This window comes from Sorangium sp. So ce887 (genome assembly GCF_051521455.1).
Lineage (GTDB): Bacteria > Myxococcota_A > Polyangia > Polyangiales > Polyangiaceae > Sorangium.
Genome location: NZ_CP150354.1, coordinates 12,581,019 through 12,593,584 on the forward strand (window position 1 = coordinate 12,581,019; position 12,566 = coordinate 12,593,584).

Sequence of the window (12,566 nt, forward strand, 5' to 3'; positions counted from 1 at the left end):
CGGCGCGCGCTGTCCCTTGACGCAACGGCGGGGCTTCGGTCTGCTGCCGGCCGCGGCGCATCGGAGCGCCTGTAACGCTCCTACCGTGATGGCCGCGATTGCCATGATCGCGCCGAGCCGAGGCCTCAGACTTCATGATTTTCGATCGCAGGACCGCGCTCCCGTTGCTCGTTGGTCTGGCGGCTCCGGCCCTGAGCGGGTGCGAGCTGCTCGTCACCGCGGACCGCAGCAAGATTGATGCGCCCCCCGCCGGCAGCGGCGGCGCCGGCGGCGAAGGCGGCGCCGGCGGCGAAGGCGGCAGCGGCGGCGAAGGCGGCAGCGGCGGCGATGGGGGCAGCGGCGGCGCGCCCGGCGCGGTGTGTGGCGACGGGGCCGTCGGCGCGCCCGCCGAGGCGTGCGACGACGGGAATCGGACGGCCGGCGACGGGTGCGACCCGGGCTGCGCGATCGAGCCCGGATTCGCATGCGCCGGGGCGCCGAGCACGTGCACCGCCGGGTGCGGCAATGGCGCGCTGGGCGGCGCGGAGACCTGCGACGACGGCGGCAGCGAGGACGGCGATTGCTGCTCGCGCGCATGTCAGGTGGAGCCCGGGTGCGAGGTCGAGCCGAACGACGGCTTCACGTCGGCCAATGACGCCTTCTCGATCGCGCCCGACGGCCGGATCCGCGCGTTCATCGATCCCGAAGGCGATGTGGACGTGTTCTCTGTGACCGTCCCCGACGGGTCGGTCGGGCGCATCAGGGCAGAGACGCTCGACGGCCCGCTGGGCACGACGTGCAGCTCGCTCGGCGTCGATACCTACGTGACGATCGTCGACGCGAGCCTGGTGACCCTCGCGGACCACGACGATATCGCCGGCGACAACTACTGTTCGTCTCTTGTGCTGGAGAGGCTGAGCCCTGGTGAGTACCTCGTCAGCGTGCAGATCTCCCCTGCAGCGGCGCCCGCGACGTTCGACTACACGCTCTCGCTCACGCTGGACACCTCGGTGTGCGGCGACGGCGCGCTGGAGGGCCCGGAGCTCTGCGACGACGGGAACACGACCGGCGGCGACGGTTGCAGCGCGGCGTGCGAGCTGGACACCCCGCTGTCCGAGGTCGAGCCGAACAACATCGCCGCGGAGGCGGACGAGCGCGCCGCGCTCCGGCCGAACGCGCTCGTCTCCGGGGCGATCGAGCCGCTCGGCGACGTCGACGTCTTCGCCCTCGAGGTGCCGAATCGCGCGGAGATCCTGCTCGCCACGTTCAGCCCCGGGACCCTGAGCGCGTGCGTCCAGGGGGTCGACACCTTCCTCCAGCTGCTCGACGTGGACGGCGCGACGGTGCTGGCGAGCGACGACGACAGCGGCCCCGAGGCCTGCTCGCTCATCGACGCGAGCGTCGCCCCCTGGGCGACCCAGCTCCAGGCGGGCACGTATTACGTGACCGTCGAGGAGTTCACCAGCGACGCCACGATCCCCGGTTACAACCTCCTTGTCGTGTTCACCGCGCGCTGCGGCGATGGCGTGGTCGAGGGGGCCGAGGCGTGCGACGGCGGCGAGGGGTGTTCCCCGGAGTGCGCGCGGATCCAGGTGTGCGGCGACGGATCCGTCGACGGCGCCGAGACGTGCGACGACGGCGACACCGAGAGCGGAGACGGCTGCAGCGCCGCGTGCGAGCTCGAGGGGACGCTCCCGGAGGTCGAGCCGAACGACGCGCTGGGACAGGCGACCCCGGGGCAGGCGACCGCGATGGGCGCGCTGTTCACCGCGTCGATCTATCCGACGGGCGAGGTCGACTATTTTGCCATCGACGTCCCCGGCGTGGCCGACCTCGAGGTGGAGACGTTCGACACGTCCGGCCCGACCTCCTGCCGCGACATCGATACGGTGATGCAGCTCCTTTCGCCCGATGGCGACGTGATGGCCGAGGACGACGACGGCGGCGAGGACACGTGCTCGCGCATCCAGGCCGCCGTCGCCTTGCCGGGCACCTATTACGTGCGCGTCGAGGAGTTCGGTGGAGGCTACATCGCCGGATACACCCTGCGCGCCAGGACGACGACCGTCTGCGGCGACGGCCTCGTCGAGGGCCTGGAGGAGTGCGACGGCGGCGCCGCGTGCGGGCCGACGTGCCAGCGCATCCCTGTGTGCGGCGACGGCTTCATCGACGCTCCCGAGGTCTGCGACGACGGCAACACCGGAGGCGGGGACGGCTGTGACGCCGCGTGCCGGCTCGAGGGGGCGACGGACGAGATCGAGCCCAACTCGACCCTTGCCGAGGCCGACGCGAACGGCGCTGTGGCGCCGGGAGCGCTCGTGTCCGGCGCGATCGAGCCGGAGAGCGATGTCGATCTCTTCGCCTTGCGGCTCACGACCGTATCCGACCTCCGGATCGAGACCTTCGACTCGAGCGGCCCCGAGCACTGCGCCGACAGCGTCGACACCGCCCTCTCGCTCCTCGCGGCGGACGGCGTGACCGTGCTCGCGTCCGACGACGATGGCGGCGTCGGCGCCTGCTCGCTCATCGACTCGACGAGCCCGGGCGGCGCCGCGGCGCGCGGCCTGGAGCCGGGGACGTACTATGTCCGCGTCCGCGGCTTCCCCGAGCTGCCGGCGGCTCGCTACGCGCTGCGCGTCTCGCTCGACGCCTCGTGCGGCAACGGCGTGCGCGAGGGCGCGGAGGAGTGCGACGGCGGCGCGCTCTGCGGTCCGCGCTGCGAGCGGGTCGCGGTCTGCGGCGACGGCCTCCGCGACGCGCCGGAGGGGTGCGACGACGGCAATGCCGCGGGCGGCGACGGGTGCAGCGCCGCCTGCCAGCTCGAGGCGGTCACGGCGGAGATCGAGCCGAACGACACCCCTGCTGAGGCGGGGGCGAGCGAGCTCGTGATCGCGGGCGACGCGCTCGTCGCGGCGAGCCTCGCCGCGGGCGGCGACAGGGACGTATTCCACCTGAGCTTGTCGGCCGCCTCGGTCGTGCGCCTCGAGGTCCTCGACGGCACCGCCGCGGGCTGCGAGGGCGGTATCCTCACGACGCTCCGCGTGCTCGACGCGGAGGGGGCTCCGGTCGCGACCGACGAGGGGCTCTCCGACGCCGAGTATGCGGGCGGCATCGGCGGCTGCTCGGCGCTCGTCGTGGGGCTGCCTGCCGGCGAATACGACGTCGAGGCGGCGGCGCGCGACGGCGGCGCGGCGATCCCGCTCTATCTCCTCCAGGCGAAGATCCTCGCGCCCGCGGGCGCCGAGGAGGAGCCGAACGGCACCACTGTCGACGCGAACGGGCCAGTCGGCTCCGATGTGTTCATCGCTGGCACGCGGGAGCGCGACGACTTCGACGTCTACGCCGTGGACCTCGCCGAGGGCCGGTCGATCCGCGCCGAGATCGTCGAGGGCGGCGCGGAGACGTGCGAGTCGCTCGAGATGGACAGCCGGCTCTCGCTGCTCGACGCGGAGGGCTCGCTCATCGCGGACGACGACGACGGCGGCCGGGGGAGCTGCTCGATCCTCGACGGCACCGGGGACGGCCCGCGCCACCCCGGGGCGCACGCGCTCCCGGCGGGAACGTACTTCCTCCGCGTCCGCGCCGCGTCGGGCGCCTCGGGCTCCGCGGCCCTCTTCGATTACCGGCTGGCCGTCACGCTCCGCTGACGGGCGGCGCCGCCGGGGGTCCGGGGCCTTCGCGCCCCACGTCCAGCCGGCATGCCGCGCGCCCGCTCCGGGCGCCGCCGGGAGGCCGGGACGAACCCGGCGCGCCGCGACGACTCGAGTTCTCGATATGCCATCATCGCGGGACTGCCGCGCTCCGTCGCGCCGCCCTGCGGTGTGGCTCCGCGGTGCTCATCGGCGTCACATGGGGGGGCAGGGCCCACAAGGCGCCTCGTGAATCGAGCGCGTGGGCCCCGCGCGGATTCCCCGTGTTCCCTCCTCTCGCGCCCGGCGTGCGCCTGCGCTGGCGTTCTCCGGGCCACTCGGGCCTGGACCGCTCTTCGCAGCGCCGCCGCACAGCGCCTCTCGCGGCGCGGGTGCGTGATACTTCGGCTGGATGTGGGAGCCCATGGGGTGCGTTCGAGGCAGAGGGCATGAGAGCATAATCGAGGAGTGTCGTTATTCTCTCTGGTTCTACCTCCGTCGTGTTTTCGGCCGGAAAGATGCCAGTCAAAAGTGCTTGCGTGAGCCCGTGGGGAGAATAGTCTCCTGTTGTTCGCGGCATGACCTCGGGGCGGGTTCCTCCGGGGGCGTGGCCATGACGGGCCGACGACAACGCGCGTCGCACCCGTCGGGCACCGCTCTCCTGGCGCAGGCCCCGGGGCATGGATCCCTTGGCTGACGATCTGGATAGGTATCTGCATCAAACTTCACCACAGATTCGATTCCTCGGAGGTATTTCTCATGAAGAAGATTGCTCGTTGGGCGCTCGCTTTTGCGGCGGTCGTGTCGGTCTCTGGCAGCGCCATGGCCCTCCCTGAGGGGCTGGTCTACAAAATCACGCTCAACACGGGGCTGAGGAAGGTCCCCTCCGGTAAGGTCGCGTTCACCTGGGTCGAGCAGGCGGGCAGTATGTGGAACGACACCTGTGTCAGCGCGGTCAAATGGTGCACCGATTATGGTTTGCCGTCGTGCTCCAACATGCTCGTTCACGAGGAGCTGACGTCATTGGATCAAGATTGCGAGTACCGCGCGGTGTTCCCGGCGGACGCGACCATCTACAACGACCCGCTCTACGAGAACTGGGGCTACAATTCACGGCAGCAGAAGACGCGCGTGGCGCGCCTGAGCGCGATGCAGGATGGCGCGAACTTCGTGATCAAGGGCGTGTGCCAGTTCAATTCGGCGCTGTCGATGGCCCAGAGCTTCGCGATGGTTCAAGCCACGCACCCTTGATGTCGGTGCGTCGTTAAGACCGGTCTCCATCCGGCGACAAGACGACGCCCATCGCTCGACCGATCGGCGAGAGCCTCCCTGCAGAAAGCCCTCTGTAACGGCCCCGGGCAGGACGGGGAGGCGCTCGCCGATCGCGTCATGCGGAACAGATCGAGGAGGAGGGGCGCCGGCTGCTGCCGGCAGCCCCTTTCTCTTTCTCCGCCTCCGTCGAGCGTCAGGCGCAGAGCTCTCGCCAGGTCCATTTGTCTGGAGGAACAATGATGCAAGCGAACACGTCGCAACGGAAACCTTCGCGCCGGCCTCTGTGGATCGCCGCCGGACTGCTCCTGGCCGCCCTCGCCGGTGTCGCGCTCTTCCTCGTCCTCCGCCCGCGAGACGAGCAGACCGCCGGCTCGCGGGCCCCGGCCGAGGGGGCGGAGAAGCGCGTCCGCTATCGCAACAGGGCGCTCCTCCGCGGCGGCGCGCTCGCGGCGCGGCCGGAGGCGCGGCCCACGATCAGCGGCCATGTCTACGGGACCGACGGGAGCACCATCGCGGGCGTGACCGTCGTCGCGTCGACCTTCGAGGTGGCCGGCAACGTGCTCTCGGCGGCAGGTTCCGTGAGGAGCGACGACAGCGGGCGGTTCGAGCTCACGCTCCCGGACGGCACCTACCAGCTGAGCGCGAGCGCCGAGGGGTACGGGACCACGTCGACCACGGCCCACCCCGGCGAGGCGGTGAGCCTCGTGCTGCCGAAGAGCGGCGTCGTCGAGGGGCGCGTGCTGGACGAGCGGGGCGAGCCCGTGCGGCGCTTCGCGATCGACGTCCTCTCGGCCGTGACGGCGGAGACCCCTGCGACGCCGCCCCTGTTCTCTCGCACGTTCGAGAGCGCGGACGGCTCGTTCCGCATCGATCAGCTGCCCTCCTGGGAGTTCACCGTCAGGGCGACGGCGGCCGAGTTCGCGCCGGCGTTCTCTCCGCTGGTCATCGTTCGCGCCGGGGATGTCGAGAAGATGGATCTGACCCTCTCCAAGGGTTGTATCCTGACCGGTCGGGCGGTGGACCTGTCCGGCGCTCCGTTGCCGGGCGTGTACGTCGACGCCGAGTCGTTGCTCGTCGCCGGCGAGATGAGCAACGTCGCCATGGAGGCCGCCGCCCAGGCCCAGACCGAGGACGACGGCTCGTTCAGCCTGCCGCACGTGCCGAAGGGCACGGTGCTCGTCCGCGGCTACGACGGGAGCAACGCCGTGAGCTCGACGGAGATCGAGGTCTCGAGCTGCGACAGCCTCTCACCGGTGAAGCTCGTGATGTCGCCCGGCGGCAGCCTCTCCGGCGTGGCGCGCGACGCCGACGGCAAGCCCGTCGCGGGCGCCCGGCTCACCCTGGCGCACCGGCCGATCGGCTTCGTGAACACGGTGAGCGACGCGGACGGCCGCTTCCACTTCGACCAGGTCCCGGCCGGCCCGCTCCGCGTGATGCTGCGGCACGGTGAGCAGGTGATGCTGGCGGGCGTCGAGATCCAGGAGGGGAAGACCACGCAGCAGGACATCGTCCTTGCGCCCCAGGGCACCGGGGACGTTCGCGGCCGCGTCACGGTCGGCGGCAAGCCGCTCCCCGGGGCTCGCCTCATGCTGGCCACCTCGGTCGGCGACGAGGGCGCGATCGGCATGTACTACCCCGTCACCGCGGAGGACGGCTCGTACCGCGTGTCCGGGCTCCTGCCCGGGGCCTACATCATCAACGTCGAGTCGACGAGCGTCGGCGCCGGCATGCGGGTGAAGCCGGGCGAGGTCACGACGATGGATCTCCAGGTCGTCGACCTGCCGAGCCTCAAGGGCAAGGAGGTTGCGATCCCGCCAAAGCAGTGAACGCAGCGTCGGCGGCGATCCCCGGCTGTCCGGAGGCGGCTCCTCCCGGACGGCCGGTTCCCATTTCTCGCGCCGGCACGCGCCTCTCGCGGACCCTGCCGTGGAATCGCGGCGAGCTCGCCCCCCGCGGGGCGCCCTCGCCCATCGACAGGTCACTCCGCCGGCTCGATCGTCAGGCCGAACGGCCCCGAGGACATGGCGCCGAAGCTGTCGACGAAGATGTCGATCGGCTCTCCCGCCGTGGCCGTCACCGTGATCGACTCGGGGACCTCGGCGTCGAGCGGATCATCCGAGCACGCGAGCTCGCTGTCCCGGTCTGTGCAGTCGGTCCGCGCGTAGAGGACGACATCGGTGCTGCCCTCCGGCGTCGCGGTGATCGTCACGTCGCCGCTCGCCGCAGGGGTGTATCGATAGACGAGCTCCTTTCCGGCGCCCCCGCACGACCCCGTGAAGCCCTCCGTGCCCTCGGACGTGTCCCCCGCCGTCTCCGCCTCCGTGAGCGCCACCGCGTGCGCGCACAGGAACTCCGTGTTCACCACGCACGCGCTCGTGCACACGTCGTCGTCCACGGCATTCCCGTCGTCGCACTCCTCCGTGCCGACGAGCTCTCCGTCCCCGCAGACCTGCTTCACGAACGACACGTTGAGCTCATACGCCGCGTCTGCCCCGCTCGGGGCCTCGATGAAGATGACGTGGGTGTCGCCCGTGTCGACGAGGAGCTCCACGGGGGCGGCGTCCGGGGCGAACGAAACAAGGCAGCCGAGCAGCGTCGCCGCGTCGTCACAGCGGGTCCGGACGTACCAGTCGAACTCGCTCTCCGGCTCGGTCGAGCGCGCGGCGATCTGGACCACGCCCTTGGCCGGCGCGACGAAATGGAAGACCTTCTCCTTGAGCCCCCCGCCGGCGGCGTAGGTGCCGAGGCCCGAGCAGATCGCGCCGAACACGTTGGTGCCGTCCTCGGTCGTGCCGGTGAACGCCCCTCCCGCCGACACATCGGTCGCCTCCGCGCACGCCGCCGTGATGCTCCCGGAGCACGCGCTCAGCGCGGAGCAGTCGCGCTCCTCGCAGTCCTGCAGGCCGTCGCCGTCGTCGTCCTCGGCGTTGTCGCAGGCCTCACCCGTCGCGGTGCAGAACCCGAAGTCGTCGTCGCAGGCGCCCTCGCACTGCGTATCGGCGTCGCAGCCGCCAACGCACATCTGCCAGCCGTCCCCGCTCACATCGATGCAGGTCTGCCCCGCTCTCCCGCAGTCGGCCGTCTCGCCACAGGACGTGAGGCAGAGCGAGTAGCTGCCCTGGGGCAGGCACTCGGACCCAGCCGCGCAAGGCAAGAGCTCCGCGTCGCAGAGCGAAGAGCAGTATCCGCCCGCCCACCCGAAGGACCCCTCCGTCAAGCAGAGCCCGCCGAGACACTCCTCGTTGGCCGCGCAGGCCTCGCCGTCCGCCTTCGCCTCCGGGGCGCCGCCGCCGTCGCCGCCCTGGCCGCCGTCGTCGTCGCCGCCCTGGCCGCCGTCGTCGCCCTGGCCGCCTCCACCGCCATCGCCACCCTCGCCGCCCGTGCCGGCCGTCGCCCCTGGCGAGCTCGGATCATCGTCGCCGCACGCGGCGACCGACAGGCACATCGCGGCAACCGCTGACAGGGAAAGACCAAGTCGCATCTTGTTTCTCCTTCGTAGGGGTACGGCGCTCGTGGCGCCGTGTACGCCACCACGTGCCCCACCGAGAGAAAAGTCAGGAAGGATTGTATTCGTTACGTCCACAGCAAAATGCAGTGGTAATAAAAGTGTCCTTACAATCTTTCAACGCTGAGATCGTGGCGTTTCAGAATCGAAACATTGGAAGGGATGTCCGCGACGCACTGCCGCAATTCTGGCGGGTTCTAGGGATCCTCCGGATGGCATGGTCAGTGCTTCATGGGAGGCCAGCTCCGCCGCGCGGCCTCCGCCCCCCCTGAGGCCCCGGCGGCGCTGTACTTTTGTCTGTCGCTCTCCCGGCTGTCGCGCCCTGCCACGCTTGAGCCCTCCCGCTCGCTTGGCCCGGCGCGGCCGGGGGCCGGCGGGTGAACCGGTGGGCGCGGGCGGGCGCGGGCGCGGATCGAGAGCGCGGCTCGCCGTCGCGTTGTATCGTCCGCCGCCCCATGGCGACGAAGCTCTCCTCTCCGCCGAACCAGAAGTTCGAGTGCCGCGACTGCCCAGCTCGGTGCTGCCGGCTGCCGTGGAACATCCGCTTCAGCAGCGACGAAGCCAGGCGGTACCTCGCCGAGCCCTGGGTGCGGGAGCGCGCCGGGGACGAGGGGGCCCTCGTCATCTCGCGCGGCGTCCTGCCCATGCGGGAGAAGGACCACCGGCTCCAGTGCGTCTTCCTCGACGACGACATGCTCTGCAGCATGCAGAAGCGGTTTGGCCACGAGTACATCCCGAAATCGTGCCAGGCGTTCCCCTTCGGGTTCGTCCGCGATGAGAAGGACGTCGTTGTCGCGCAGCTCTCCCAGCTCTGCCCGTCGATCCGCGACAACTACGGCAAGCCCGTGGACCGCCAGCTCAAGGCCAAGCTCCAGCAGCGCGGCGACACCGAGCGGATGTCGAAGGCGCTGGCGACGCTGAGCGGCGTCATCCTCCCCCAGCCGCAGTACCTGCGCGCCGTGAAGCACTGGGAAGACCAGCTCGCGACCGACGCCTCGCCGGCGTCGACGCTGGCGCGGCTCTACGACTGGACAGCCGCCTTCGAGCGGGCCCTCCCCCAGGGCGGAGGCCGCGCCGCGGACGCCTCGGTCGACGCCGCCCTCGCGCACGCGAGCGCCGAGGCGCCCGCGCCGCTCGAGCCCCGCAAGAAGCCCTCTTTCTACGCCCGGGTGCTGTTCGGCTATCTCCTCGGCAACCTCTGTTATCCGTCGCGGGTCCGGGAGGCCCACCGCGTCGAGAAGGCCTCGTGGACGGAGCTCCAGGCGCTGCGCAGCTTCGGGAACAAGGTCGCCTGGATGCTCGGGCGAGGCACCGTCGACCTGCTGTTCATCCCCAGGCCGTTCAAGCTGCAGCGGGTGAGGACGGTCGATCGCTTCCTCGCCGGCGACGAGGGGACCGTCGTCAAGGACTACCTGCGCGTCGTGCTCCAGCGCCGGCACATCTTCTCGGCGCCCCGGCACCTCCTGGCCGCCGTGCTCGACCTGTCGCTCGCCACCGTCGTGATCTCCCGCTTCGCCCGCTGCCGCGCTGCGGCGGACGGCCGGGTCAAGGTCTCCCTGGAGGACGTCCGGGAGGGCATCAGCGTCGCCGAGCTCACCCTCCTGAGCCACGCCGCCCTCTCGGAGCAAGGCAAGCTCATGAAGAACCTGCGCTGGCTCCTCCTCACGAAGCGCGAGGGCTTCCGGGCCCTCCTCGCGACCGAGGCCTAGTCCCGTGCGTCAGAGATCCCGCCAGGGCTAGCCCAGCGCGTCAGGTGTTCGCGGGGCTCGCTTACCGGCCGAGCATGACTATCCTTCCGCGCCCACCGGGCCGCCAGGCCCATGGAGGCACGCGCATGATCGTCATGAAGTTCGGCGGCAGCTCGGTCGAGAGCCGCGCGCAGATCGAGAAGGTCCTTCACATCGTCAGAGCCCGTCTGGACCGCCGCCCCGTCGTCGTGAGCTCCGCCCACAAGGGCATGACCGACGCGCTGATCAACGCGGCCAGGCTCGCCGCCACCGGGCGGTTCGACCCCTCCGTCCCGGTGAGCAAGCAGCGCGCGGTCGCCGAGTCGCTCGGCTGCGCGCCCGATCTCCTCGCGCCCTTCTACGAGGAGATCGCGGACCTCTTGCGCGGCATCAGCCTCGTCAAGGAGCTCAGCCCGAGGAGCCTCGACTACATCGCGAGCTTCGGAGAGCGCCTGGCCGTCCGCTGCATCGCGGACTTCTTCGCCCGGAGCGGCGTGCCGGCCCGCGCCTACGACGTCTGGGACCTCGGCTTCATCACCGACGCGAGCTTCGGCCGCGCGCGCCCGCTGCCCGGCTTCGACGCCCGGGTCAAGGCCATGTTCGCCGAGCGCGTCCCCGAGGGCGTCGTCCCGATCGTCACCGGCTTCGTCGGCCGCAACGAGGCCGGCGAGATCACGACCGTCGGCCGCAACGGGAGCGACCTCACGGCCACGCTGCTCGCCGCGGGCCTCGGCGCCGAGGAGGCGCAGATCTGGAGCGACACCGACGGCGTGATGACCGCCGACCCGAGCGTCGTGAAGACGGCCCGGAACATCCCCACGATGCGCTTCGACGAGGCCGCGGAGCTCGCGTTCTTCGGCTCCCGCGTCCTGCACCCCTCCACGCTCCTGCCCGCCATGGAGAAGGGCATCCCGGTGCGGGTGCTCAACACGAACCGGCCGGATCACCCCGGCACGGTCATCGACTTCAACACCGACGCCGCGTCCCCGCCCGTGACGAGCATCGCGTACCGCGAGCGGCAGGTCGTGCTCAAGATCAGCTCGACCCGGATGTTCGGCGAGGTCGGCTTCCTCGCGCAGGTCCTCGCCGTGCTGGCCCGGCACGAGGTCGTGATCGACGTGATCACCACGTCCGAGGTGTCGGTCTCGATGACCACCGACGACCTCGGGAAGCTCAGCCGCGCGCTGCCCGAGCTCGAGCGGTTCGGCGGCTGCGAGGTCCTGCCCAACCGGACGACGCTCGTGATCGTCGGCCAGGGCCTGCCCAACCGGAAGGGCGTCGCCGCGCAGGTGCTCGAGGCGATGGCCGAGGCCGGCGTCAACGTCGAGATGCTGAGCTACGCCATGGGCAGCATCAACCTGTCGATGGTCATCGAGGACGCGAGCGTCGCGGCCGCGGTCGCGGTGCTGCACCGCTCTCTCTTCGAGAGGGCGCGGTAACGCCCTTCGATCCCAGGAGAAGGTGCGGCGACGCTCCTCGAGGAGGGCGAGGTCGCGCCGCGGCGCCGCGATGGCTCAATGCGGCCGGCCGCCGCCCGGGTGACGGGACGTTGACAGGCGTGACGCGACGCGGGCGCCGCAGTAGGCGTAGCCCTCGGCCGGACCCGGCGTCCGGCCCCGGGAGACCATGACAGCGGCACACCTCGACGGCAGCGCGGCGGCGGCATCCGCAGCATCATCAGCCATCCCGCGCGAGAGCACGAGCGACATCCTGCGGAGGATCGAGGCTGCGCACGGAGCCGTCGGCCCGGGCGCCCTCGCGTTCGACGCGGACGGCACCCTCTGGGAGGGTGACGTGGGCGTCGACCTCTTCGAGGCGTTCCTCGCCGGGCGCTGCGCGCGGCCCGAGGCCGAGGCGGCGCTGCGCCGCGAGGCCGAGGCGTTCGGCGTCGCCGCGGAGGGCGGCGCGCACGAGATCGCCGGCGCGCTCTACGCGGCGTTCACCGCCGAGCGCTACCCGGAGGACCGGGCCTTCGCGATGATGGCCTGGGCCTTCGCGGGGTGGCGCGAGGACGAGCTCGCCGCCCTGGTCGACCGCGTGCTCGAGGAGAAGGGCCACGCAGGGCGGATCCGGCCGGCGCTCCTGCCGATCCTCGACTGGGCGCGGTCGCGCGGCGTCCCGGTGTACGTCGTGTCCGCCTCCCCGCGCGCCGTGATCGAGCGCGCCGTCCGGCGGCTCGGCATCGCGCCCGAGCGGATCGCCGCCATGACCCCGGCCGTCCGCGAGGGCCGGCTCGCCCCCGAGCTCGGCGCGGTCGCGACCTACGGCGACGGGAAGATCCGCGCCCTCGAGCGCATGTTCCCCGAGCTCGCGGTGCTTGCGGCCTTCGGCGACAGCGCGTACGACGCCGCCCTGCTGAGGACGGCGCGGGTGCCCGTCGCGGTCTCCCCGAGCCCGAAGCTGCTCGCGGTCGCGGACACGATCCCCGGGCTCGTCCTGCTCGCCACCTGAGCT

Annotated in this window: 7 protein-coding genes; 6 read left to right on the forward strand and 1 reads right to left on the reverse strand. The window is 71.4% G+C overall.

All coding sequences use genetic code 11. From position 1 onward, the window contains the following. Positions 1-134: 134 nt before the first annotated feature. From WMF36_RS47125 to WMF36_RS47135, 3 genes are all read left to right on the forward strand, one after another. Positions 135-3,626 (forward strand): DUF4215 domain-containing protein, encoded by a 3,492-nt coding sequence (locus WMF36_RS47125; RefSeq protein ID WP_437577424.1) that lies wholly within the window; start codon positions 135-137, stop codon positions 3,624-3,626. Positions 3,627-4,367: 741 nt separating this feature from the next. Beyond that, a complete protein-coding gene (locus WMF36_RS47130; RefSeq protein WP_437577425.1) occupies positions 4,368-4,859 on the forward strand; it encodes a hypothetical protein in 492 nt (163 codons plus the stop codon). 257 nt (positions 4,860-5,116) lie between these two features. Further along, positions 5,117-6,706 (forward strand): MSCRAMM family protein, encoded by a 1,590-nt coding sequence (locus WMF36_RS47135; protein ID WP_437577426.1) that lies wholly within the window; start codon positions 5,117-5,119, stop codon positions 6,704-6,706. A gap of 152 nt (positions 6,707-6,858) precedes the next feature. On the opposite strand, the gene WMF36_RS47140 is transcribed toward WMF36_RS47135, so the two are convergent. Next, positions 6,859-8,361, reverse strand: coding sequence for a DUF4215 domain-containing protein (locus tag WMF36_RS47140; protein WP_437577427.1), 1,503 nt, complete (start codon positions 8,359-8,361; stop codon positions 6,859-6,861). Between the two features lie 479 nt (positions 8,362-8,840). Here WMF36_RS47140 and WMF36_RS47145 point away from each other — a divergent pair, with 479 nt between their 5' ends. The 3 genes from WMF36_RS47145 to WMF36_RS47155 all read left to right on the forward strand — a co-directional run bounded on the left by WMF36_RS47145 (position 8,841) and on the right by WMF36_RS47155 (position 12,563). After that, positions 8,841-10,094, forward strand: coding sequence for a YkgJ family cysteine cluster protein (locus WMF36_RS47145; RefSeq protein ID WP_437577428.1), 1,254 nt, complete (start codon positions 8,841-8,843; stop codon positions 10,092-10,094). Between the two features lie 125 nt (positions 10,095-10,219). Further along, complete coding sequence (locus WMF36_RS47150; protein ID WP_437577429.1) at positions 10,220-11,551, forward strand: aspartate kinase; 1,332 nt, start codon at positions 10,220-10,222, stop codon at positions 11,549-11,551. A 187-nt stretch (positions 11,552-11,738) separates the two neighbouring features. Next, complete coding sequence (locus WMF36_RS47155) at positions 11,739-12,563, forward strand: HAD family hydrolase (protein WP_437577430.1); 825 nt, start codon at positions 11,739-11,741, stop codon at positions 12,561-12,563. Positions 12,564-12,566 lie beyond the last annotated feature (3 nt).